General features: G+C 68.7%; 23 protein-coding genes. 15 read left to right on the forward strand and 8 right to left on the reverse strand.

The window, feature by feature from the left end:
- Nucleotides 1-104: 104 nt before the first annotated feature.
- The 3 genes from ACWEQQ_RS34690 to ACWEQQ_RS34700 form a co-directional block, all read right to left on the reverse strand.
- On the reverse strand, nucleotides 105-926 hold the full coding sequence (locus tag ACWEQQ_RS34690; protein ID WP_452351209.1) for a PaaX family transcriptional regulator C-terminal domain-containing protein: 822 nt from the start codon (nucleotides 924-926) through the stop codon (nucleotides 105-107).
- 84 nt (nucleotides 927-1010) lie between these two features.
- Nucleotides 1011-2213: a saccharopine dehydrogenase family protein gene (locus tag ACWEQQ_RS34695; protein ID WP_452351170.1), complete on the reverse strand. Its 1203-nt coding sequence runs from the start codon at nucleotides 2211-2213 to the stop codon at nucleotides 1011-1013.
- A gap of 19 nt (nucleotides 2214-2232) precedes the next feature.
- Nucleotides 2233-3255 (reverse strand): alpha/beta hydrolase family protein, encoded by a 1023-nt coding sequence (locus ACWEQQ_RS34700; RefSeq protein WP_452351171.1) that lies wholly within the window; start codon nucleotides 3253-3255, stop codon nucleotides 2233-2235.
- 89 nt (nucleotides 3256-3344) lie between these two features.
- Between ACWEQQ_RS34700 and ACWEQQ_RS34705 the strand changes: the two genes are divergently transcribed.
- Nucleotides 3345-4196 (forward strand): acyl-CoA thioesterase, encoded by an 852-nt coding sequence (locus ACWEQQ_RS34705; protein WP_452340150.1) that lies wholly within the window; start codon nucleotides 3345-3347, stop codon nucleotides 4194-4196.
- An 82-nt stretch (nucleotides 4197-4278) separates the two neighbouring features.
- Here ACWEQQ_RS34705 and ACWEQQ_RS34710 read toward each other — a convergent pair whose 3' ends face one another.
- Complete coding sequence (locus tag ACWEQQ_RS34710; protein ID WP_452340180.1) at nucleotides 4279-5970, reverse strand: APC family permease; 1692 nt, start codon at nucleotides 5968-5970, stop codon at nucleotides 4279-4281.
- Between the two features lie 208 nt (nucleotides 5971-6178).
- Between ACWEQQ_RS34710 and pdxT the strand changes: the two genes are divergently transcribed.
- The 7 genes from pdxT (at nucleotide 6179) to ruvB (ending at nucleotide 11196) form a co-directional block, all read left to right on the forward strand.
- Nucleotides 6179-6802, forward strand: a complete 624-nt coding sequence (gene pdxT, locus ACWEQQ_RS34715; RefSeq protein WP_452351210.1) for a pyridoxal 5'-phosphate synthase glutaminase subunit PdxT — start codon at nucleotides 6179-6181, stop codon at nucleotides 6800-6802.
- A gap of 95 nt (nucleotides 6803-6897) precedes the next feature.
- Nucleotides 6898-7650, forward strand: a complete 753-nt coding sequence (locus ACWEQQ_RS34720; protein ID WP_354837162.1) for a YebC/PmpR family DNA-binding transcriptional regulator — start codon at nucleotides 6898-6900, stop codon at nucleotides 7648-7650.
- Nucleotides 7651-7746: 96 nt separating this feature from the next.
- Nucleotides 7747-8271, forward strand: coding sequence for an O-acetyl-ADP-ribose deacetylase (locus tag ACWEQQ_RS34725; RefSeq protein ID WP_452340148.1), 525 nt, complete (start codon nucleotides 7747-7749; stop codon nucleotides 8269-8271).
- A gap of 97 nt (nucleotides 8272-8368) precedes the next feature.
- Entirely contained in the window at nucleotides 8369-8815 is a 447-nt protein-coding gene (locus ACWEQQ_RS34730) for a hypothetical protein (RefSeq protein ID WP_452351172.1), read from the forward strand.
- Nucleotides 8816-8929: 114 nt separating this feature from the next.
- Entirely contained in the window at nucleotides 8930-9499 is a 570-nt protein-coding gene (gene ruvC, locus ACWEQQ_RS34735) for a crossover junction endodeoxyribonuclease RuvC (protein ID WP_452340178.1), read from the forward strand.
- On the forward strand, nucleotides 9496-10101 hold the full coding sequence (gene ruvA, locus ACWEQQ_RS34740; protein ID WP_452351173.1) for a Holliday junction branch migration protein RuvA: 606 nt from the start codon (nucleotides 9496-9498) through the stop codon (nucleotides 10099-10101). The genes ruvC and ruvA overlap by 4 nt, the downstream gene beginning before the upstream one ends.
- Before the next feature lie 6 nt (nucleotides 10102-10107).
- A complete protein-coding gene (ruvB, locus tag ACWEQQ_RS34745) occupies nucleotides 10108-11196 on the forward strand; it encodes a Holliday junction branch migration DNA helicase RuvB (RefSeq protein ID WP_452340145.1) in 1089 nt (362 codons plus the stop codon).
- A gap of 81 nt (nucleotides 11197-11277) precedes the next feature.
- Here the strand turns inward: ruvB and ACWEQQ_RS34750 are convergent, their stop codons facing one another.
- Nucleotides 11278-12246, reverse strand: a complete 969-nt coding sequence (locus tag ACWEQQ_RS34750; RefSeq protein ID WP_452351174.1) for an NADP-dependent oxidoreductase — start codon at nucleotides 12244-12246, stop codon at nucleotides 11278-11280.
- Between the two features lie 69 nt (nucleotides 12247-12315).
- On the opposite strand from ACWEQQ_RS34750, the gene ACWEQQ_RS34755 reads away from it, so the two are divergent.
- Nucleotides 12316-13299: a GlxA family transcriptional regulator gene (locus ACWEQQ_RS34755; protein ID WP_452351175.1), complete on the forward strand. Its 984-nt coding sequence runs from the start codon at nucleotides 12316-12318 to the stop codon at nucleotides 13297-13299.
- A gap of 4 nt (nucleotides 13300-13303) precedes the next feature.
- On the opposite strand, the gene ACWEQQ_RS34760 is transcribed toward ACWEQQ_RS34755, so the two are convergent.
- Nucleotides 13304-13999, reverse strand: coding sequence for a FadR/GntR family transcriptional regulator (locus ACWEQQ_RS34760; protein WP_452340142.1), 696 nt, complete (start codon nucleotides 13997-13999; stop codon nucleotides 13304-13306).
- A 149-nt stretch (nucleotides 14000-14148) separates the two neighbouring features.
- On the opposite strand from ACWEQQ_RS34760, the gene ACWEQQ_RS34765 reads away from it, so the two are divergent.
- Genes ACWEQQ_RS34765 through ACWEQQ_RS34775 form a run of 3 tightly spaced genes read left to right on the forward strand, consistent with a single transcriptional unit; the run spans nucleotide 14149 to nucleotide 17968 of the window.
- Nucleotides 14149-15297, forward strand: coding sequence for an acetamidase/formamidase family protein (locus tag ACWEQQ_RS34765; RefSeq protein ID WP_452340141.1), 1149 nt, complete (start codon nucleotides 14149-14151; stop codon nucleotides 15295-15297).
- On the forward strand, nucleotides 15297-16493 hold the full coding sequence (locus ACWEQQ_RS34770) for an amidase family protein (protein WP_452351176.1): 1197 nt from the start codon (nucleotides 15297-15299) through the stop codon (nucleotides 16491-16493). Before ACWEQQ_RS34765 ends, ACWEQQ_RS34770 begins: the two co-directional genes overlap by 1 nt.
- A 23-nt stretch (nucleotides 16494-16516) precedes the next feature.
- Nucleotides 16517-17968 carry a DUF222 domain-containing protein gene (locus ACWEQQ_RS34775; protein WP_452351177.1) on the forward strand — a complete coding sequence of 484 codons (1452 nt, stop codon included), beginning with the start codon at nucleotides 16517-16519 and terminating at the stop codon, nucleotides 17966-17968.
- Nucleotides 17969-18611: 643 nt separating this feature from the next.
- Here the strand turns inward: ACWEQQ_RS34775 and ACWEQQ_RS34780 are convergent.
- Both ACWEQQ_RS34780 and ACWEQQ_RS34785 read right to left on the reverse strand, forming a co-directional pair.
- Entirely contained in the window at nucleotides 18612-19907 is a 1296-nt protein-coding gene (locus ACWEQQ_RS34780) for an amidohydrolase family protein (RefSeq protein WP_452340138.1), read from the reverse strand.
- 80 nt (nucleotides 19908-19987) lie between these two features.
- Nucleotides 19988-20698, reverse strand: coding sequence for a GntR family transcriptional regulator (locus ACWEQQ_RS34785; protein ID WP_452340137.1), 711 nt, complete (start codon nucleotides 20696-20698; stop codon nucleotides 19988-19990).
- A gap of 226 nt (nucleotides 20699-20924) precedes the next feature.
- Between ACWEQQ_RS34785 and ACWEQQ_RS34790 the strand changes: the two genes are divergently transcribed.
- From ACWEQQ_RS34790 to ACWEQQ_RS34800, 3 genes are all read left to right on the forward strand, one after another.
- Nucleotides 20925-22124 (forward strand): amidohydrolase, encoded by a 1200-nt coding sequence (locus ACWEQQ_RS34790; RefSeq protein ID WP_452351178.1) that lies wholly within the window; start codon nucleotides 20925-20927, stop codon nucleotides 22122-22124.
- 69 nt (nucleotides 22125-22193) lie between these two features.
- Entirely contained in the window at nucleotides 22194-23039 is an 846-nt protein-coding gene (locus tag ACWEQQ_RS34795) for an ABC transporter ATP-binding protein (protein ID WP_452351179.1), read from the forward strand.
- A complete protein-coding gene (locus ACWEQQ_RS34800) occupies nucleotides 23036-23935 on the forward strand; it encodes an ABC transporter permease (RefSeq protein ID WP_452340134.1) in 900 nt (299 codons plus the stop codon). The genes ACWEQQ_RS34795 and ACWEQQ_RS34800 overlap by 4 nt, the downstream gene beginning before the upstream one ends.
- Nucleotides 23936-23939: the final 4 nt, after the last annotated feature.

The raw sequence follows: 23939 nt of genomic DNA on the forward strand, positions 1-23939 counted from the left end.
GCCCGTCAGCACATGCTGCCACCGCTGGGCGTAAGCAAACCGTAAGGATTTTCCGGGTTCCGGGTCACCGCCACGACCGGGCCGGGGGATGATGTGCTGTCGGTCTAATCCCGGGCGCCGGTGGGGGTGGTGATCTCGGCGACCGCCTCCGCGTACCAGCGGAACAGCCGAATCGGCGGCAGGGGAGCGGCATTCAGCGCCGCCCAGCAGTCCGCCACGGCGGCGCGCGCGGTCACCCCGATCCAGTGCTCGGGAAGCAGCTCCGGCGGCAGCAGCGGATCGGACACGACGGCACGATCGAACTCGCTCGCCAAAGTGATTGCCAGCGAGAGCTGCCGGGTCGGATCCGCGGTGCGCAGCGCCGGCAGGGTGCGCTCGGCGGCCGCGAGCAGCCGCTCGTGCCCGGCGGCCAGCCGGTCCAACGGCCACAATCGCGCCGCGAGCTCGGCACCCCCGGTGATCCCCCCGACCGAGAGCTCATCGGTCGACAGCGTGGTGAGCTGCCCGTCGATGCCGAGTTTCCTTGCCAGGGAACGGATTCGGTCTTCCCATGCATGCGGCGACACATACAGCCCGCCCTGGATCGGCGCGCCGCCGCGGTACACGATGTCCTCGCGCATGGCGTCACGCGCCTGCCGATTCGCCTCGGGCACCGCGAACGCCACCAGATGCCAGACGCCGTCCCACTGCACCTCCCCGCGATCCTGGGCATAGGCGAAGCGCAAGTACTCCAGATCGGGTTCGATGGTCCCGCGGGTGTCCTCGGTGGCGCGCAGCACCGCCTTGCGCCCACGCCCCTCGTGCGTGAATCGACCCTCGGCCACCAGCCTTTTGATGCACAGCCGCACCTGCTGATCGCTCATGCCGAGCACGGCCGCGACATCGTAGAGCTCACCGGCGTCGATCGTGGCGTCCTCCCGGATCATGCTCTCCACGAGCGTCCGGGTCGGAATCTCGGTGGCCGGAATCAGATCGTCCACGGCGTACTCCTCACTCCACGATGCACGGTGCTACCCGACCGGTTCCCGCTCGATGACGACCGGTGAGCCGCCACCGAATTCGCGGCCCAGATCCGCGAAGAACCGCGACGCGTCGATGACCGCCTCCGGTGGATGCACCCCCGGCCGGCGGGCGCGGCCGTCGATGACCTGGGACATGCCCAGCGCCAAGGGCATCCCGGTCGCCCGCGCCATATCGCCGAACAGCTTATCGATGCCGCCGGCCACCGACGGGTCCAGGTGTGCCAGCACCCGATATTCGCGCCCGGCTCGCCGGCCCGACAGAGCGGCGAAGAACGGCGGCAGATTCCCCGGCCCCCGGGTCCGCAGGGCCGTCGGCACCGAGCGGGCGATCCGCGCCAGCGTCGGCCGCGCCAGCTCCTGCGCGGCCGCCTCATTGGTGAGCCGGCCCGCGTCGATATCGCGGCGCAGCATCTCCAGATAGGCCAGCGTCGACGGCGTCACCACCATCAGGTTGGCCGCGTCGCCGACCGGTTTCAGGCTGCGCTGCAAGGTGATCGGCTCGGGGTGGCCGATGGTGTAGGCGGTGCCGCGCCGCCCGCCGGGCAGGGTGAGCTCGACCGGGCGCAGAGGGCGCTGCGCGACCACCCGGCCCGCCGTCACCGCCGAGATACTGCCGCTGCTCTGCTGCATCCAGTGGACGGCCGCCGCTGTCGGCTGCTCGTCGGCGAGCAGCGACTCCGCACCGCCGCCCGCGCCCGGAACATCCACCGGCCACGCGGTATACGCGTCCAGAACGGTGTCGAGCTCGGCCGCCGCCAGCGCCGCCAGCAGATTGCTGATCCCGGGACTGGCGCCCATTCCCACGATCGCGCACACTCCGGCCGCGCGTGCCCGGTCATCGAGCCCGAGCATGTCGACCGTCGGCTCCCAGTCGTCGCAGATATCGAGATAGTGCGTGCCGGTGTCGATCGCGGCGCTCAGCACGGTGCGGCCGAATCGGTAGTAGGGGCCGACGGTATTGAGCACCAGATCGACCTGCGCGAGCGCGTCGCGCAGGGCGGGAGCGTCGGTGACATCGAGCGGGCGCGCGGACACCGGTACCCGGGCGCCGGCGAGGCGCCGGGCCACCGCCGCGGCGGCCTGCCCGTCCCGATCGGCGATCACGATCCGCTCGACGCCCAGCAGCCGGGCGGCGGTGTCGACGGCGGCGGCGCCCATCGCGCCCGCCGCGCCGAGGGCGAGGATCCTCATGACGTACTCCTGTGCAGCATCAGTGGTTCGGTGGCTGGGCGGCGTATTCGCGCAACGCGTCGAGATAGCCCGGGGCATAGAGGGATCGGGGCGCGAACAGTGCGACCAGGAAGGACCGCAGGCCGTCGGGCTTGTCGAGATCGAACTTCACGATGTTGTGCGAGGCGTCCGGGAAGGTCCGGACGGTGAGCAGGCTCGCGGGTATCGATTCCCGGTACACGCGCGCCGTTTCGGCGACATCGACATTGAGGTCGTGCTCGCCGAGCAGCAGCAGCGTCGGAACCCGCAGCCGCGCAAGGGCTTCGGTGGCATCGGAGCGGAAGTTCTTGCTCACGAACCGCCAGCGGTCCGCCGCCATGGGCGGGGAATCCGCGGTGGCCGCGAGGTATCGGTCATAGCTCGCGCCCGCGCGCAGCAGTGACAGATCGTTCTCGCGCCGCCGCAGCTCGGCGGCGATCTCGTCGTCGGAGGCGTGCCGCTCGCGCAGTTCGGCGCGCAGGTTGTACTCGCCCTGCCGGATCCAGTTGACGGCCGTGCCGACCGCGATCATGAACCGCAGCTCCGGATGCCGGACCGCCACCTCGGGCAGGACCCACCCGGCCTGGCTGATCCCCCACAGGCCGATACGGCCCGCGTCGATGTCCGGACGCCCGCGTGCCCATGCGATCGCGGCCTCGGTCTCGGCGGCCCGATCCGGCATGCTCTGGTCCAGCCAGTTGCCCGGCGCGCCGTCGACACCCGGCTTGTCCCACGCCAGTGACGCATACCCGGCCTGCGCGAAGGTCTCCCAGATCGGCCGGTAGAACTCGTCGCGGTCGGCGGTGGCCGCGCCGTCGCCGTGCACGAATACCACCAGCCCGAACGGTCCGTCCCCGTGTTCCGGTAGCGCCAGCGTGCCCTGCAGCGGTTGAGCGCCCCCGGTGATGGTGACCCGCTCCGCGCGAATGTCGAAGTCGTGCTGGACGATCACCCATCCGCCCGCCGACAGCACCAGTGCGGCAACGCAACTCACGGCGGTGAGGGTCCGGCGCTTCCAGCTCATGAAAGTATCGTAACAGAAACGATCGTGGAGATATTGATAGATTTGCGCGGTTGTTAGCCTGAGCGCGACAAACGCGAAGGGACGGGTGCATGGCGACGATCGAAGAGGCGCTCGAAATAGAGCAACTCGAACGCGACATCTTCCGTGGCGCGTCCACCAAGACGCAGCTGCCACGCACATTCGGCGGGCAGGTGGCGGGGCAGGCGCTGGTGGCGGCGGTACGCACGGTGGATCCGCACTATCAGGTGCATTCACTGCACGGGTATTTCCTGCGGCCGGGCAATCCGGAGCAGCCCACCGTCTACCTGGTGGACCGCATCCGCGACGGCCGCTCCTTCTGCACGCGCCGAGTCACCGGCGTGCAGAACGGCGAGGCCATCTTCACCATGTCGGCCTCCTTCCACGTCGGCGACGCGGGACCCGAGCATCAGGACCGGATGCCGTCGGTGCCGCCGCCGGCCGAATTGCCCGACGCCAAGGAGTCCATGAGCCCGGAACGGCTGTGGGCCATGCGCGAATGGGAGCACTGGGACATTCGCACCATCCCGCAGGGGGAGGTGGATCGCCGCGACGGCCTCGCCGCCCAGCAGCAGGTGTGGTTCCGCTACCGGCACGCGCTGCCCGACGATCCGCTGTTCCACGTCTGCACCCTGGCGTACATGAGCGATATGACCCTGCTCGGCTCGTCCAAGGTCATCCACCCGGACGAGCCCACCCAGAACGCCTCGCTCGACCACGCCATGTGGTTTCTGCGCCCGTTCCGCGCCGACGACTGGCTGCTCTACGACCAGCAGTCGCCCTCGGCGGGTGCGGGCCGCGCGCTGACCGGCGGGCGGATCTGGAACCAGGCCGGGGAACTGGTGGCGGTGGTCGTGCAGGAGGGGCTGATCCGTACCTTCCGTGACGAGCAGGCCGAGTCGTACCCGGCCGGTACGGCCTGAGCCGCACCCGAAACCGTCCGAGCCACAAACAAATCGAGCGCGCCGCCGGTGAATTCCGGCGGCGCGCTCGGGTTTTCGAGGATCAGGCGGTCTGCACCCGCAGGTGGCACACCACCGTGTCGTTCATCTTGCGCAGCACCCGCTCCAGCTCGTCACTGCGATGGCTGGGCAGCACATGGTTCCACCCGGCGGGCGGCTCGATCTCGGCGATCACCACCACCTTGCGGCGGCCGGTGAAATGGTCGGCGACATAGCGCGCCACCGGGCCGCCGACCGTCGAATCGCCGTCCTCGAGCAGCACCAGGCGCACATCCGGATGCCAGGCCTCCCACTCCTTGGTGAAGACGGTGATGTTCTCGCCCGGCAGGCACACGTGCACCGCGGTGACATCGCGGCCCAGCGACATGGCCGCCGAGAGCGCCTCCCGGCTCAGCTCCGACACCTCCGACACCGGCACCACGATCGCGGTCTCGGTGGCCTTCGGCTCGGCGGGCACACAGCCCACGCCGCGGCAGCCGTCGATGCGGGTGTAGATCGTGCGGATCCGTTCCATGGCCACCACCAGCAGCGGTAGTACGACCACGATCAGCCACGCGCCCTCGGTGAATTTCATTGCGGTGGTGACGATCAGCGCTACGCAGGTGAGCACCGCGCCGAAGCCGTTCAGCGCCGCCCGCCACTGCCAGCCCTGGGTGCGCACGTCCAGCCAGTGCCGGACCATGCCGACCTGGGCGATGGTGAAGCCCACGAACACGCCGATCGCGAACAGCGGCACCAGCGCGTTCATATCGCCGCGGGACGCGGCCAGCAGTACCGCCGAGGACACGCCCAGCGCCAGCACACCGAACCGGTACACCTGTCGTTGCGAGCTCACCGCGAACCGGTGCGGCAGCGAATTGTCGTCGGCGAGAATCTTGGTCAGCGTGGGCAGGCCGCCGTAGGAGGTGTTGGCCGCCAGCGCCAGCAGGATCACGGTCGCGAATTGCACGATGTAGTAGGCGATTCCGTGGCCCAGTGCCGACTCGGTCAGCTGCGACAGGATCGTGGTGCCCTCGATCGGGTGGATCGAGAACTTGCCGATCAGCGTGGCCAGCCCGAGGAGCATGAGGCCCAGCAGCACGCCCAGCGCCACCTCGGCCCGCTGCGCGCGCTTGACCTTGGGCTGGGCGAAACTGGGCACCGCGTTGGCGATGGCCTCCACCCCGGTCAGGGCCGCGCAGCCACTGGAGAAGGCCTTGAGCAGCAACAGGATTCCGATGGTGCGTGCGTTCTCCGCGACCGCCGCGCCGGTGGCGACCGTGGCCGGTTCCGACCGCAGCAGGCCCGCGATGATCACCGCGAAGATGCCGAGCACGAACACCGCGGTCGGGGCCATGAAAGCGCGGGCGCTCTCGCGGATGCCGTACAGATTGAGCACGGTGATCCCGGCCAGCACGGCCAGGCAGATCCACACCGTGTAGGGGAACAGCTGCGGGAACGCGGAGGTCAGTGCCGCCACGCCCGCGGCGATCGACACCGCGACATTCAGCACGTAGTCCACGATCAGCGAGGCCGCGGCCACCAGACTGGTCCGCCGGCCCAGCCGGGCCTTGGCCACCGCGTACGCGCCGCCGCCGTTCGGGAAGGCGGCGATGACCTGCCGGTAGGACGCGATGAGCACGGCCAGCAGCACCACGATCGCCAGGGTCACGGGCAGCGTGAAGCCGAGCCCGGCCGTCCCGGCGGCCGCCAGCACCAGCACGATCGCCTCCGGCCCGTAGGCCACCGAGGCCATGGCGTCCAGCGAGAGCCCGGCCAGCCCGGTCGCGACGGTCAGCCCGTGCCGCGGAGGAGGAGCGTCGACTCCTCTGTGCGGCCCGGGCGAGGTTTGCGGTAGCAAATCAGTCACATGCCGCAGTGTTCACCCGAAAGCGCTGATGGACACCCCTCCTTACGAATCCCTGACGCTCTGGGTGAGCAGGGCCACACACCCCTGCAAACGTATGCTCGACGGCGTGAAACCGAGGATTGGTGTGCTGGCGCTGCAGGGCGATGTGCGTGAACACCTGCATGCTCTCGAGGCGTGCGGGGCGGATGTGGTGCCCGTGCGCCGCGAATCGGAGTTGGCCGCCGTCGACGGTCTGGTGCTGCCCGGTGGCGAATCCACCACCATCAGCAAGCTGCTCGAGGTCTTCGACCTGCTGGAACCGGTCAGGCAGCGACTCCGTGACGGCCTGCCCGCCTACGGTTCCTGCGCCGGCATGATCCTGCTCGCCTCCGAGGTCCTCGACACCCGCCCGGACATGCAGCCGTTGCGCGGCATCGATATGACGGTGCGGCGCAATGCCTTCGGGCGTCAGGTCGACTCCTTCGAGGCCGACCTGGACTTCGCGGGTCTCGACGATGGCCCGGTCCGCGCGGTGTTCATCCGCGCCCCCTGGGTCGAGCGGGCCGGGGACGGCGTCGAGGTGCTCGCGCGGGTGCCCGCGGGCCCGGCGGCCGGGCGCATCGTCGCGGTGCGGCAGGGCAATGTCATGGCCACCTCCTTCCATCCGGAGGTGACCGGCGATCTGCGGGTGCACAAGCTGTTCGTGGACACCGTGGTGCGTCCGCGCGCCGGAGTCTGAAAGTGCACTCGAGTAGACTGGTGCAGTTGTCCGTCCTCCGGGGCGGGTAGTTTGCCACTTGAACCACAGCGCCCCCTGAAACGAGGAAGTAGGGAATGAGCGGCCACTCAAAATGGGCCACCACCAAGCACAAGAAGGCCGGGATCGACGCGAAGCGCGGCAAGCTCTTCGCGAAGTTGATCAAGAACATCGAGGTGGCGGCCCGCACCGGTGGTAGTGACCCGGACGGCAACCCGACTCTGTACGACGCCATCCAGAAGGCGAAGAAGTCGTCGGTCCCCAATGACAACATCGAGCGCGCCCGCAAGCGCGGCGGTGGCGAAGAGGCCGGTGGCGCGGACTGGCAGACCATCATGTACGAGGGCTACGGCCCCAATGGTGTCGCCGTGCTGATCGAGTGCCTCACCGACAACCGCAACCGCGCCGCCGGCGAGGTGCGCGTGGCGATGACCCGCAATGGCGGCAATATGGCCGACCCGGGCTCGGTGTCGTACCTGTTCCACCGCAAGGGCCTCATCACCCTGGAGAAGAACGGCCTCTCCGAGGACGACGTGCTCATGGCGGTGCTCGACGCGGGTGCCGAAGAAGTCAACGACCTGGGCGACGCCTTCGAGATCATCTCCGAGCCGGGTGACCTGATCGCCGTGCGCACCGCCCTGCAGCAGGCCGGAATCGACTACGACTCCGCCGAGTCGAGCTTCCAGCCGTCGATGTCGGTGGCCGTCGACGCGGACGCCGCGCGCAAGGTGTTCAAGCTGATCGACGCGCTCGAAGACAGCGACGACGTGCAGAACGTCTTCACCAACATCGACGTCTCCGACGAGGTGCTGGCCGAGCTCGACGCCTGATCGAGCTCCGAACGACGCGGGCCGCCTCCCGAACCGGGAGGCGGCCCGCGTCGTAAATTCCCGGGCTCCGCGGGTGCCGGGTGCGAGAATCGCGGCGTGCCCGAATTGCGCGCCGTGCGAGGCGATATCACCGAACAGCAGGTCGATGTCATTGTGAACGCCGCGAATTCCTCCCTGCTGGGCGGCGGGGGAGTGGACGGGGCGATCCACCGCAAGGGCGGACCGGAGATCCTCGCCGCCTGCCGCGCACTGCGGGCCTCCCGGTACGGCAGCGGCCTGAAGACCGGGCAGGCGGTCGCGACCACCGCCGGAAACCTCCCCGCCCGCTGGGTGATTCACACCGTCGGCCCCGTGTGGTCGGCGACCGAGGACCGCTCCGCGCTGCTGGCCTCCTGCTACCGCGAATCCCTGCGCGTGGCAGACGAACTCGGCGCGGACACCGTGGCCTTCCCGGCCATCTCCACCGGCGTGTACGGCTGGCCCATGGACGACGGCGCGCGCATCGCCGTAGAGACCGTGCGCGGCGCCGAGACCCGGGTGCGGGAGGTGCGGTTCGTCCTCTTCGGCGACGAGGCGTTCCGAATCTTCGCCGCGGCACTCGCCGCGAATCAGGGTGCCTGAGCGGGCGAATTCCGGGTTTACCCCGATATGCGTGAAACCTCCTGTGCGGCAAGCTGAATCCCGGGTCGGGTCATAGTCGATAGGAGTTGATTCATACATGGCTCAACGGTTGCTGGTCGGTCTGGGCGCTGCGGCCCTGATCACCGCCGCGGCTGGCACCCTGGCCCCGGCGGCATTCGCGACGGATCTGGCCGAGGGGGTTTCCTGCAGTGATCGCAGCTGCCGCAACGACACCGACGACATCTATCGCATCCAGGTGCGGGTGCACTGCTCGGGAGTCGGTGACGGGTACGAGACGTCGGTCTGGGTGAACAGCCACACCACCGAACAGACCCAGGTCGGGTGCACCGGCCGCTGGGTGTCCGGTGGATTCCGCCCCGGCACGCCCTCGATGAACTCGGACGGCACCTGGAACTCGCCTCCGATGGAGAAGGAGCCCGACAGGTTCGAGCCCAGTTACCTGACGGGCATCGACTACCTGAGTGCCGTGGTCGACAACAGCGGCCGCCGACGCCCCGGCGCCCCCGCGCCCAGCGGCTCCTGATTGCGGCCGGATCACCCGAGCCCGCACCGCGACCGGCCGTGTCGATGGACAATGTCGCCGCGAGGGTCCGTTAGACTCTCGAACAGTTGTTCGTTCATGGTGAGAGGGGTTTCGGTGCGGGTGATGGGCGTCGACCCCGGGCTCACCCGGTGCGGCCTCAGCATGGTCGTCGGCAGCATGGGCCGGCAGGTCTCCATGCTCGCCGTCGACGTGGTGCGCACCCCGCCGGAAATGGAGCTGGCGCAACGGCTTCTGCTGGTCGCCGACGCCGCCGAGGCCTGGATGGACACCCATGAGCCCGAGGCCGTGGCCATCGAACGCGTCTTCTCCCAGCACAATGTGCGCACCGCCATGGCCACCGCGCAGGCGGGCGGCGTCATCGCGCTCGCGGCCGCCCGGCGGCAGATCCCGGTGCATTTCCACACGCCGTCTCAGGTGAAGGCGGCCGTCACCGGCAATGGTTCGGCGGACAAGGCGCAAGTGACCGCCATGGTGACCCGTATCCTCGGGCTGGCCGTCGCGCCCAAGCCCGCTGACGCCGCCGACGCGCTCGCCCTGGCGATCTGCCACTGCTGGCGCGCACCCATGCTGGAACGCATGGCCAAGGCGGAGGCGATGGCCGAGCGGCAACGGCGCATGTACGAGGAAAGGCTTGCCCAGCAACGGAAGGCGGTAACGCGGTGATCGCGTCGGTACGCGGCGAGGTACTCGAGATCGGGCTCGACCATGTGGTCATCGAGGCGGCGGGGGTCGGCTATCGGCTCAACGCCACCCCGGCCACCCTGGCCGGGCTCACCCGCGGCGAGGACGCCCGGCTCTACACGACCATGATCGTGCGTGAGGACTCCATGACGCTGTTCGGCTTCGCCGACACCGAGGCGCGGGAGCTGTTCGTGCTGTTGCAGACCGTGTCGGGTGTGGGCCCGAAGCTGGCCATGGCCGTGCTCGCGGTGCTCGAACCCGAGGCGCTGCGCAAGGCGCTCGCGGAATCGAATGTGGCGGCGCTGACCCGGGTCCCGGGTGTCGGCAAGCGCGGCGCCGAACGCATGGTGGTCGAGCTGCGGGACAAGGTGGATCTGGTTCCGGTGCAGTCCGGCCCGCCCGGATCCGGGCCCGCGCCCACGGCCACCCCGGTGCGCGAGCAGGTGGTGGACGCGCTCATCGGGCTGGGCTTCCCGGCCCGGCAGGCGGAGGGTGCGGTGGACGCCGTGCTGGCCGACGACCCCGGCATCGGCACCTCGCAGGCGCTGCGCACGGCGCTCGGGCTGCTGGGCAAGAATCGATAGGCCGTCATGAGCGACGAGTTCGACGATATCGACGACACCGAATCCGCCGTCAGCGCAAGCTATCTGCAATCCGATGGCGAGATCGAGGCCAGCCTGCGCCCGAAGTCCCTCGACGACTTCATCGGCCAGCCGCGGGTGCGCGAACAGCTGGCGCTGGTGCTGCGCGGGGCGAAACTGCGCGGCGGCACCCCCGACCACGTGCTGCTGTCCGGCCCGCCGGGGCTGGGCAAGACGAGTATGGCCATGATCATCGCCGGCGAACTGGGCACCGCGCTGCGGCTCACCTCCGGCCCGGCGCTGGAGCGCGCGGGCGACCTGGCCGCCATGCTCAGCAATCTGGTCGAGGGCGATGTGCTGTTCATCGACGAGATCCACCGCATGGCGCGGCCGGCCGAGGAAATGCTGTACCTGGCCATGGAGGACTTCCGCGTCGACGTGGTGGTCGGCAAAGGCCCTGGCGCGACGTCGATTCCACTCGATATCGCGCCTTTCACGCTGGTCGGCGCGACCACTCGATCAGGTGCCCTGACCGGCCCGCTGCGCGACCGCTTCGGTTTCACCGGCCACATGGACTTCTACGAACCCGAAGAGCTGCAGAAGATTCTGGAACGCTCGGCCCGAATCCTGGGCGTGCGCTTGGAGTCCGACGCGGCGGCCGAGATCGCGGGCCGCTCCCGTGGCACGCCCCGCATCGCGAACCGGCTGCTCCGGCGCGTCCGTGATTATGCCGAGGTCAAGGCCGACGGGCTTGTCACGCGTGAAATCGCCTGTGCCGCACTGGCGGTGTACGACGTGGACGCACTGGGGCTGGACCGCCTCGACCGCGCGGTGCTGAGCGCGCTGATCCGCAGCTTCAACGGCGGCCCGGTCGGGGTCTCCACCCTCGCCGTCGCGGTCGGCGAGGAAGCGGCCACCGTCGAGGAGGTGTGTGAACCCTTCCTGGTACGGGCCGGATTGGTGGCCCGCACGCCCCGCGGCCGCATCGCGACAGCGGCGGCGTGGGAGCACCTCGGCTTGGTCCCGCCGCCGGACCTGGTCTTCGGATCGATCGAAGTGCGGCGTCACGAGCCCCAGCTGGATCTGTTCGAGCCGTAAACCGTTCACGGGTGCGAACTTCCGTGAACAGAACCGCGCCGCTTGCCGTGCTCCGGCGGGCGGCGCGGTTCCATCGCTACTTCACTCGACGGTGAGGACGAGCTTTCCGACGGTACGGCCGGTCTCGCCGAGAGCATGGGCCTTGGCCGCGTCGGCGAGCGGGAATGACCCCGCGATGGTGGGGCGCAGCGCGCCGGATTCGGCGAGCTCGCGCAGCGCCTCCATCCCGGTGTGATCGGCCTCGACGAGCAGGATCTCGGCGCGCACGCCGAGCCGTTCGGCCTCGGCCTTGTAATGGTCACCGCCATTGGCGCGCAGGGAAACCAGGATGCCGCCGGGGCGCAGGGTGCGCAGGGACCGCTGGGCGTGGTCGGCGTCGATGGGGTCGAGGACCATATCGATATCGCGGACCGTGTCCGCGAAATCGGTGGTGCGGTAGTCGATCACCTCGTCGACGCCGATGCCGCGCAGGAAATCGTGGTTGGCGGCGCTGGCGGTGCCGATCACGTACGCGCCGCGCGCCTTGGCGATCTGCACCGCGAAGTGCCCCACGCCGCCGGCGGCGGCGTGGATCAGAATCCGCTGCCCGGCCTGCACATTCGCGGTGTCGACCAGCGCCTGATAGGCGGTCAGGGCGGCCAGCGGGATGGCGGCGGACTGCGCGTGGTCGAGATTGGCGGGCTTGCGGGCGAAGGCCCGGGCCGGTCCGGTGACGTATTCGGCGGCCGCGCCGTGCCCGTGCGGGTAGGGGAGCATGCCGAACACCGCGTCGCCGGGCTTGAACAGGGTGACGCCGATCCCGGTCGCCACCACCTCGCCGGAGACGTCCCAGCCCAGCACGAACGGCGGCGGGGGCAGGAACAGGCCCGCGCGGCGGCGGTGACCCCAGTCGGTCGGGTTCAGGGCCGCGGCGCGCACCCGCACCAGGATCTCGCTCGGACCGGGCTGCGGCACCGGCAGTTCCACCTCGTGCAGGACCTCGGGACCGCCGAGCACGTCCTGGCGGATGGCCTTCATGGTGGTGGGGATGGTGATCTCCTTTTCGCTCATGCCTCCAGCTTGCCGCCGGGGGAGCGGGGAGGAAATGGCACGATTGCCAATATTCGATAGGATCGTGCCATGCAGTCGGAGAAGCTTCAGCCGCACCGGGTCGTCGTCCTGGCGCTCGACGGGGTCTACCCGTTCGAGCTCGGCATCCCGAACCGGGTGTTCGGCACTGCCGACGGACTGTACGAGGTGATCACCTGCTCCCTGGACGGGCGGCCGGTCCGCAGCAGTTCCGACTTCGACATCGCGGTCGCGCACGACGCGAGCCTGCTGGAAAGCGCCGACACCGTGGTCATTCCGCCGTGTGATGTTGTGCCGATCCTGGAAAGTGGCCTGCCGCAGGCCGTTTCGGATGCACTGGGCTTCATCCGCCCGGGCGTGCGACTGGTCTCCATCTGCACGGGAGCGATCGTGGTCGCCGCCGCGGGCCTGCTCGACGATCGGCCCGCGACCACCCACTGGAACTTCGCCGACCGGTTCCGGCGGACCTTCCCGAGGGTCCACGTCGACCCGAACGTCCTCTACGTCGACGACGGTGACATCCTCACCTCCGCCGGCGCCACCGCCGGAGTCGACCTGTGCCTGCACCTGATTCGCGCCGACCACGGCAGCGAAGTCGCCAATATGGTCGCTCGCCGCTGTGTCGTCCCGCCCTGGCGCGAAGGCGGGCAGGCGCAGTTCATCGAACAGCCGGTGCCCCCGCCGACCGCCGCGGGCACGGCCAGCGCTCGCCAGTGGGCGCTCGAGAACCTGGACCGGCCGCTGACCATGGCCGACCTCGCGGATCGAGCGCGCATGAGCGGCCGCACCTTCGCCCGCCGGTTCCGTGACGAGGTCGGGATGAGCCCGGGACGATGGCTGATTCAGCAGCGGGTGTTCCGCGCCCGCGAATTGCTGGAGACCACAGAGCTTTCCGTCGATCGGATCGCCGGGGAGGTCGGCTTCGCCACCGGAGCCTCCCTGCGCCAGCACCTGCACGAGGCGATCGGTGTGTCGCCACTGGCCTATCGGCGCACCTTCCGGACCGAGGTGGCGGTCGGCGCGATGCGCGCCTGAGCGCTCAGCGCGGTGCGATGCTGAGTTCGCGGACCTCCCGCAGATGCCGTTGCATCGCGGCGGCCGCGGCCGCGCTGTCGTGGGCCGCCACGGCCTCGTAGATCCGGTGATGGCCCTCGAGCGACAGGCGGCGGGCGTGACGTGAGCGGTGGGAGAGCGTGCGGGTGCTCCTGGTCCACTCGGTGGTCATGGTGCACAGCGTCACCAGGAGCGGATTCTGCGCCGCGTGCGCTAGCAGGGTGTGGAATTCGATGTCGAGCCTGAGGGATTCGGCGGGGGACAGGGTGTCGCTGGAACAGGTCAGGACGTCGTCGAGGGACAGCAGGTTCGAGTCCAGGGCACGCAGGGCGGCCAGCTCCGCGATGCGCGGTTCCACCAGATCACGCAATTCGATGGCGTGGCCGAGCTCGATATCCAGCGCCCGCAGGCCCTCTGTCAGCGCGTCCGCGTGCCGCGGGGTTTCGGTGACGGTGCTGCCGCGGCCCTGACGGCGTTCGATGAGCTGCTTGGATTCCAGCTCGAACATGGCCTGGCGCAAGGATGATCGCGACACGTTCATATTCGCGGCCAGCTCGCGTTCCGACGGCAGCCGATCCCCGGCCCGCAGCTCGCCATTGGTGATCAGCGCCTCCAGATGCGCGGCGACCTCCGCGCTGACGCTGCGCGCGCGCCGGCGCAGCGGGGGAATCGATGCTGTCATCGCCCGAGTTTAAATCCGTTCCCGGCCAGGCCATTTCGGCCAGGTTAAACGCCAGTTACGTTCGGTTTCGAGCCCCGTCACCGCCCGTTCGCCGGGCTTATGGTCGGCACATCGGATGGTCCGACCAATTCGGTCGGGTAGGAGAGGTAGTGAGCGTGACGTCGATCGTGCGGGAGTTCATCCCGGCGTTTCCGGTGCTGCAACCGGGTGAGGGGATCGGCTCCGAGACCGGTTATCTGCCGGTCGATCCGTCGGCGGTGCTGTGGGGGCGCCTGCCCTGTGCTCGGGACCGGCCGATCGCGGCCGTCGAACCGGGGCACAGCATCGTGGTCGACACCGTCAGTCATGAAGGGATTCTCGACGACCAGGGCTCCGATCCCGTCGGGTATTTCGGGCGGAACGGCGTCGAACGCGACCAGGTGCTGGCCGACGCCGTCGAGGTCGCCGCGACCAGGAATCGTGACTCGCTGGCCGGGCCACACATCGTCACCGGGCCGATCGCGGTGACCGGAGCGCAGCCGGGTGACCTGCTCGCCATCCGCATCGACGAGCTGACCATGCGCGCACCCTACGGCGTGGTCTCCACGCGGCACGCGCGCGGCGTGCTGGCCCATCGGCGCGGATTCGACGGGAACTACGGGCAGTTCTGTGCGGTGGAATCGCGGGAGGGGAGGTGGTTCGGCGCCATGCCCATGCATCCGGATCGGCCGCAGCGGGCCAGTTTTCCGCTGCATCCGTTCCTGGGGATCATGGGCGTCGCGACCGACACCGAGAGCCGGGTGTCGTCGGTGCCGCCGGGGCTGCACGGCGGCAATATCGACATCCGCCGCCTGACGGCCGGTGCGACATTGTTTCTGCCGGTTCAGGTTCCGGACGCGCTGTTCTATATCGGCGACCCGCATTTCGCCCAGGGGAACGGCGAAGTGGCACTGACCGCGCTGGAAGCGCCACTGCGGGCGCGATTGACGGTCGATGTGATTCCGGGCGCACAGGTCGCGGCCGGACTGGGCCGGACGATCGGGCCGTTCGCCGCCGCACACGGGCTGGTCATTCCGACCGGCTTGGACGAGGACCTGAACCGGGCGCTCGAGGTCTGCGTCCGCAACGCGGTGGAACTGGTGGTCTCGCTGTTCGACGCCGATCCGCAGCAGGCGTACCTGTATCTCAGCGCGGCAGCGGATTTCACCATCTCGCAGGCGGTGGACCAGGTGCGTGGGGTGCACGGTGAGGTACGGGTCGCCGACTTCGCCCACCACGCCGCGACCGAGCTGGCCCGGCGCGTCCTCGAGCGGGCCTGATGACGATCGTGAAGCAGATCCCGGACCGCGCAACGGATTTCGATCGGCGGGTATGGCGTGAACTGGGTGCACCGCTGGTCCGGGCCACCGGCGAAGGCGTTCTCAGCGGGCACACCGTGGCAGTGAAGGATCTCTACTCCGTCGCCGGGTTTCCGCTCGGTGGGGGAGTTCCGGACTATCTCGGCGCGCCCGCGCCGTCCCACGCGCCCGTGGTGGCCCGCCTGCTGGCGGCCGGTGCCGACATCACCGGCATCGCGCAGACCGACGAATTCGCCTACAGCATCACCGGCGGCAATGGGCGCTATGGGATGCCGGTGAATCCCGCTGCTCCACACCGGGTTCCGGGGGGATCGTCGAGCGGCTCCGCGGTCGCCGTGGCGAGTGGCGCGGTCACCATCGGGCTCGGCACGGATACGGCCGGGTCGATCCGGGTTCCGGCCGCCTATCAGCGATTGTGGGGAATCCGTACTTCGCACGGCGCGATACCCACCACGGGGGTGCTGCCGCTCGCGCAATCATTCGACACGGTGGGATGGATGACGCGTGACGCGCTCACCTTGGCGGCTGTCGCGGAATGTCTGCTGCCCGAACAGGAATCGGGCGTCGCACAGTTGATCGTGGATCCGAGGTTGTGCGCTGTCGCCGATGACGAGCCGGCGGCCGCGAGTCTCGCCGCCGCCAAGCGGATGGGTGCCGCTGAGGCAGATCTGAACGCCGACACAGCATCGTGGTTCACGGCGTTCCGGACGGTCCAGGCATTCGAAGCCTGGTCCAACCATGGAGCCTGGATCCAGGCGCATCCCGGAGCACTCGAATCCGAAGTGGCGCAGCGCTTCCGGTTCGCATCGACGATCACCCCGTCGCAAACGATGGAGGCCCGCGAAGTGCTACGCAGAGCCGCCGAACATCTCCGCGCCGCACTGCGCGACCGGATTCTGGTATTGCCCATTACCGCCACACCGCCGCCATCCCGGACGGCCGCCGCCGAAGCATTGGAATCGGGGCGAACACGCACCCTGCATTTGACGTGTTTGGCCGCTATCGCAGGCGCACCTGCCGTCACCTTCCCGCTGGCGGATATTGGCGGAATTCCAAATGGTCTGTGTTTGATTGGGGCGCCCGGTATGGATCGAACCGTTATTCGACATTCAATCGAAAAGGCAAGGAATACTGGACAATTCGGGTTCTCTCAATGATTGCGTGGCGGTAGAATTAGCCCATGGATTCGAAGGGGGAAACACTCGACACGTGCGGCATCGCCGACCTGGCGGCCGCCGTCGAAACCCTGTCGAATTCCGTCCTCCACGGAAACCTGAACCCGTTCTCCGACAGTGATGTCGTGGAGTTGATGCAGCGGCTTGAAACCTGCAAACGCCAACTGTCGGCGCTGGATTCACGCCTGATCATCGAGGCCTGCAACCGTTCGCTGCCCGAAGGCAGTGGAGCGAAGAATGTGGTGCCGTTCCTGCGTCAAACGTTGGGGTTGTCGAGGTATGACGCGTCGGTGCGGGTGAAGATCACCCGCCAGTGCGGGGAGTTCTTCGAACCCACCGGACACCTGCGTCCGGCCACCTTGGCTGCGACTGCCGAAGCCTTTGAGGCAGGCGACATCTCGCGCGATCACGTCCGCAACATCATCGACGTGATGAACCACCTGCCCGCCGACATCTCCGCCGAGACGCGCGCGGAAGCCGAACACCTCTTGGTCGATCACTCCTGCATCGGCTGGCCCGATGACCTGCCCAAGATCGGCCGCGACATCCTCGCCCGCATCGACCCCGACGGCAAGGTCGTCTCCGACGCCGACCGCCGTCGCCGCCGCGGCCTGGTCCTCGGCCGTCCCGGAGTGGATGGCATGTCGTGGATCGAGGGCTGGATCACCCCCGAACTGCGGGCACTGCTCGACGCCGTCTTCGCCAAGCTCGCCCGTCCGGGCATGTGCAACATCGACGACACCGACAGCGTTGCCGCCACCGTCAGGGTCGTCGACTCGAGGGTCCTCGAGGCGGCTGCCCGTCGGGACCGTCGTGATGCCGGTCAGCGCACCCACGACGCGTTGTTCGCGTTGCTGCAGCCCGGTGTCGACCCTGCCAAGCTGGGCTCCCACCGGGGTCTGCCGGTGCAGGCCATCGTCACTATCTCGCTCAACGATCTGGAGCGTGGGGCCGGGGTTGCGACCACCGCCTCCGGTGGCCACGTCTCCATCAATGAGGCGTTGAAGCTGGCCGAGGGGACCCGCCCGGTGCTGGTGGTCCTCGACGCGGACGGGCTGCCGCTGTACCTGGGTCGCTGCCAGCGCCTGGCCGGCCCGGCTCAGCGTTTGGCGTTGATCGCCCGCGACAAGGGATGCACCCGCCCGGGATGCGAGGCACCCGCGAGTATGTGTGCGGTGCACCACATCACCGACTGGGCCGAAGGCGGCCCCACCGATCTGACCAACCTGACGCTCGTCTGTGATCACTGCCATGCGCTGGTCAACGACAGTGCCGAGGGTTGGAAAACCGTTGTCATGGGCAAGGATTCCCCGTATCGGGGTCGCACCGGGTGGATTGCCCCGAAACGTCTTGACCCCACCGGCATTCCTCGCGTGAACGACAGACATCACGTCGGTGAGTGGGTCGCTGCTGCCATCGATTCCAGTTGCTCGAGGTGGGGTTCACGGGCCGCGTGATTCCCGGCTGCTCGTGTGCTGCTGGCGTGCGCAGGGACCGGGGAGTGTGGTCACCTCGCCTGCCCTACCGGACTTGGGCTCACGCCGGGTTGAGAGCCGCCACCCACCGATCCCGGCCCACGGACCGCACGCATCGCCTTCTACAGACAAACCCACCGCGACCGCGATCGGTACCTGCCCCGGCCACTCCTGCGACAGCCGCCATCTCCCCCCTCGCTTCACACGCGACCGGCTCCAGGGGATCGCAACCGAATCGGTCGACCGCATCTTCAGGGCCCAAGGTCCTGGAGTCCTGCCAACTGGTCAGCGCTCGCGGCCGCCGCTCGGGCCCATCCGGCCGGTGCCCCAATCCCCCGGCAGCACGGACCTATCTCCAACCCGCCGACTCCAGTCCTCACCACAGTGCCTCCTGCCGGGAGGCCGATCCACGGCGCCACTACTGATCGGCAATGTCCCCCAAGGGGCGCAAGCGATCATGTGGCGACCCCAACCCCGTGATCTGAAGGAATACCTCCTGCAGCAACCCCACATGCGGCTTCAAAGGTGAGGGGGCTGGTAGGTGTAGGCGCGAACGTGAGCCCGGCCCTCCCCTTCTCCAGGCGTCTCTTGTCTTTTAATCTTTTGGTCTTTGTCTTTTGGTCTTTTAGTTTTTGTCTCTTGGGTTTTCGTCATTCCGGATTACCTCCTGCACGCGGGTGGTGCGGGCGGTCAGGCGTCCGGACTTGAAGACATAGTTTCGATCGGGGCGGTCGAGTAGGGCACCTTCGACTCTTCGTGTGGAGAGCACCACCAGATCGGCGGACGCGCCGACGCGTAGCCCGTATCGCTCCGAGATGCCAATGGTGCGGGCGGCCTCGGTGGTTGCCATTGCGAGCACCCGGGTCAAGTCCTCGGGGCCGGAGAGGTGTGCGGTCTGGGCCAGGAAGAGTCCGATATCGAGCATGTCGGCGTTGCCGTATGGGGTGAAGGCATTGCGGATGTTGTTGGATGAGTAAGCCGTTGTGATTCCTGCCTGCCAGAGCTCGCGGATCGGGGCGATGCCGCGGCGCACGTTGGTGAGATCTGATCGGCCACCGAGATGCATGTCGGTGGCGGGCAGGGGGACGACGGAGATTCCGCTCGCCGCCAATTGTTCCAGGGTGCGGGCGCGATCGGCACGGGGACGACCGGCCAGGGAGGTCATGTGACCGAGTGCGACCCGCCCGTGCCGGCCGGTGCGCTCGGTGACCTCGGCGATGTAGTCGGCCATGGCATAGCGGGGGTCGGTGGCGTCGTCGGCGAAGTCGGCGTGAATGTCGAGCGGGACATCGAATTCGGCGGCCAGGTCGAAGACGAGGTCGATGTGGCGGCGGCAGTCTTCGACGGTGCGTTCGTTGTAGGCGCAGCCGCCCAGGACGTCCGCGCCCGCGTGCAGACTCTCGCGGAGGAGGTCGAGGGTGCCGGGAGCTTGGAGAATACCCTCCTGCGGGAATGCGACGATTTGAATGTCGAGGCGGTCGCGATACTCCTCGCGCAGATCCAGCAGTGCGGTCACGCCACGCAGGCCCACGATCGGGTCGACATCGGGGTGCGCGCGAATGGCGGTGGTGCCATTGCCGATCGCCATGTCGAGGACACGGCGGGCGCGGTCGCGGATGGCGGCGACGGTGAAGCCGCGCTTGAGTTCGGCGGTCACGCTGATGGCCCCGGCCAGGGTGCCGTCCGGATTGGACTTCTCGTCGTCGAGGAGCGCCTTGTCCAGGTGCACATGGGATTCGATCAGGCCGGGAATGACGACTCGTCCGGCGCAGTCGATTTCCTCGGCGCCCCGGCCGGTGAGCGCGGGCCCGATCGCGGTGATGACACCGCCGTCGATCGCGATGTCGACCAGTTCCGCGTCGTCGGCGATACGCGCGGCGCGCAACATCAGATCCACGGTGTGCGGCAACGGATCCGCCATGGTGACCTCCCGGACGAAGTGACTCCGTTTTGTATACGAGAGCCGTGTTTCGTCCCGGGGTGGCAATTGCTGCGCCGATGTTACGAAGTGTGCGACCTCGAAGCACGCTGTCGCGCAGTGTTTTCGGTGCGCGGCAACGCGGTGTCCTCGGTGTGTTTCCGGAATCTGTAGGCGTTCGCGGCGTGCGCGATGTGGGCGCTCACCACATCGGCCGCGCGGTCGGGGTCACCGGCCTCCAGTGCGGCGCAGATCTCTTCGTGCTCGCTCCACGAATCACTGGCGCGGCGCGGAAGTTCGACCGAGTACACCCAGGCGATCTTCCAGCTCAGCTGCATGATCAGCTGCGCGAGCAGGGTACTGCCCGACGCTTCGGCGAGCACCTCGTGGAAGCGGCTGTTGAGCCGGGCCAGCTCGTCCAGCCGGCCCGCCCGCACCGCGTCCTGGCCCAGCGCGGTGAGTTCCTTGAGGCGGCCGAGTTGTTCGGGCGTGCGCCGAACCGCCGCCCGAGACGCACAGAGCGGTTCCAGGCGGGCCCGGATCTCCAGCAGGTCGGCGGCCTCGTCCTCGGTGAGCTCCGCCACGAACACCCCGGCGTAGGGCCGTGAGGAGGCGAAACCCTCGGCTTCCAGGGTGCGCAGCGCTTCCCGGACGGGGACGCGGGAGACGCCGTAGCTCTCGGCGAGCGACTCCTCGGTGAGTCGTTGGCCGGGGGCGTACGCGCCACGAATGATGTCGTCACGGATGGCGCGGCACAGCTGCTGCGGTGTCATGCGCCCGGCGGTGCTGGTCACTACGGCCTCATCTGACGATCGGTGGAATGGGGATTTGCATACGATCCATCGTGGCCTCGCCCGACGGGATCCCGCAAATCTACTGCACCGATCAGATATTCGCGGGTGCAGCTGTGTCGCAGGGGTTTCGGGTCGCTGAGCAGGCAGTATTTGTATACGATGCGGCCATTCCGTTCGGAAGGATTCCCGACTTGCCGTTCTCTCTTCGATACAGGTGGTGCACTCCATGAACGATCTCCTGCTGCGCGGCGGCCGCCCCTGGACTCCCGGAGTCCCGCTCGCCGCCGCCGACATTCTGGTCCGGGACGGCCGGATCACGGCGATCGCGCCCGATCTGAGCGCCGAGGGCGTCGACACCGTGGATCTGGCCGGGGCGCTGGTGCTTCCGGGCCTGGTCGAGTCGCACTGTCACCTCGACAAAACCATGTTCGGCGGTCCCTGGGTGCCCAATACCGGCGGGCCGACCCTGGCCGGGCGCATCGCCAACGGCGAGGGCCGCCGTGACGAGCTCGGGCTGCCCAGCGCCGACTACGCGTCGAACCTGCTGGGGGCCATGGTGTCCGGCGGGACCGTACATGTCCGCAGTCATATCGACATCGACCCGGAGGTGGGGCTGCGGGGCGTGGAGGCGGTCCGGGCGGCCGCGGCGCGGCACGCGGACCGGGTCGACGTGCAATTGGTCGCCTTTCCGCAGGGCGGTCTGCTGACCCGGCCGGGCACCGGCAAGCTGCTGGAAGCCGCGCTGGCCGAGGGCGTCGAGGTGATCGGCGGGCTGGATCCGGCCGGCTACGACGGGAATCCGACCGGCCAGCTCGATCTGATCTTCGGTCTCGCCGAGAAATACGGCGCGCGCATCGATATCCACCTGCACGACCGGGGCGCGCTGGGCGCCTGGCAGTTCGACCTGATCGCGGCCCGGACCAGGGCCACGGGGCTGGCGGGACGGGTCACCATCAGCCACGCCTACGCGATGGGGGAGCTCGCCCCGGGTGAGCAGCGCCGGATCGCCGAAAACCTCGCCGACGCCGGGGTTTCCATGATCACCTGCGCGGTGGGTGACGCGCCGGTGGTGCCGGTGCGGGTGATGCACGAGGCGGGGGCCGGGCTGGCCCTGGGCAATGACGGCGTCCGGGACCTGTGGACGCCCTACGGCGACGGCGACATGCTGCGCCGGATCATGCAGGTGGCCTTCCGGGATCGGCTGGTGTCCGATGCCGATATCGAACTGGCGCTGGCGGCCGGAACCTATGGCGGCGCCGCGGTTCTCGGGATCGAGGATTACGGGTTGCGGGTGGGCGCACCCGCCGACCTGTTCACCGTCGACGCCGAAACACCCGCTGCGGCTGTGGTTTCCGTTCCGACCCGAAAGCTGGTGGTCAAGCGCGGTCGGGTGGTCGCGCGCGCTGGCCGGCTCAGCGCGGGCTGATCGTATACGAAACAAAGGTGTAATCGCGTGGACCGCATCCGGCAATGATCCGCCGATAGAACTGTGGACATGCGCACCACCGCCTCAACCATCGTCAAAGGCCAAGGCCCGGACGGGAATACGGAGGCCGCCGAGGGCGGCAATGTATACACCGATCCGGCCTTGGCCTTTCAGCATGTCGGCCTGACCTTCGAGAACGGCACGCACGCGCTCGACGGCATCGATATCGCCATCCGGCCGGGAGAGTTCGTATCCCTGGTCGGCCCGTCCGGCTGTGGCAAGTCCACCCTGCTGCGCCTCGCCGCCGGATTCGAGCAGCCCACCGCCGGAACAGTTTCCGTCGCCACCGGCAAACTCGGCTACGTCTTCCAGGAGGCGACGCTGCTGCCGTGGCGCTCGGTGCTGCGCAATGTCGAGCTGCCCGCGGAGCTCGCCGGCGTGGACAAGACCACCCGGCGGACGGCCGCGCGCGAAGCGCTGGAGCTGGTCGGGCTCTCCGGCTTCGAGAACCACAAGCCCGCACAGCTTTCCGGTGGCATGCGCATGCGGGCGTCGATCGCGCGGGCGCTGACAGGTGCACCTGAACTGTTCCTGTTCGACGAGCCGTTCGGGGCGCTCGACGAGATCACCCGGCAGCGCCTGAACGAGGAGGTCAGCGGGCTGTACCGGCGATCGGGCTTCACCGGGGTGTTCGTGACGCACTCGGTGGCCGAGGCGGTGTTCATGTCGAGCCGGGTCGTCGTGCTGACCGGGCGGCCGGGCCGGGTGGCGGCGGATATCCCGGTGCCGCTGGATTTCCCGCGATCACCGGAGTCGCGGTACACGCCCGAGTTCGGCGCCGTCGCGGCGGAGGTGTCGGCGGCGTTGCACGACGCCGAGCGAGGAACTGCGCGGATCGGGGGGAGGGCCGCATGACCGCCGCGACCGCCGACAGCGGAATCGTCGTGCCCGAGACGGCCGTGCCGCCCAAGACGACCGAGGCGACCGCGCGGCCGCCGCGCACGCCCCGGAAACTCCGCTGGCCCTTCGCCGTCACCCCGGTGCGCGTGCTCGCGCCCGCGCTGGTGTTCGCACTGGTCATGGCCGCCTGGACGATCGCGAGCCACCTCCTGATCCCGCAGGAATCCCGATTCCTGCTGCCGCCACCGGAATCGGTGGTGTCCAAGGGCCTGCTCAATGCCGCCACCCGCGCCGAGATCCTCACCGCCCTCGCCTCGACCGTGCAGATCGCGCTGGTCGGTCTGCTGATCGCCATTGTGCTCGGGGTGGCGTTCGCGGTGATCATGAGCCAGGCCCGCTGGGCCGAGTATTCGCTCTACCCGTATGCCGTGATCCTGCAGACGATTCCGGTGCTGGCCGTGGTGCCGCTGTTCGGCTTCTGGTTCGGCTACGAATTCGGCAGCCGGGTCATCGTCTGCGTGATGGTGTCGCTGTTCCCGGTCATCACCAACACCCTGTTCGGCTTGAAGTCGGTGCAGGCGTCCGAGCACGACCTGTTCACGCTGCACGGCGCCAACCGGTGGCAGCGGCTGCTGAAGCTGCAACTCCCGGCGGCGCTGCCCGCCATGATCTCGGGATTCAAGATCTCGGCGGGCATGGCCGTGATCGGCTCGATCGTCGCCGACTTCTTCTTCCGCCAGGGCAATCCGGGCATCGGCCGGATGATCGACGTCTACCGGCAGCGGCTGGCCACCGAGGAACTGCTGACCGCGCTGCTGCTGTCCTCGCTGGTGGGCCTGGTCCTGTTCTGGATCTTCGATTTCCTGGCCGGGCGCGTGGACCGCGCCCACGGCAAGCGCGCCGGCGAATAGCCGA

The organism is Nocardia sp. NPDC004123, from assembly GCF_053603795.1.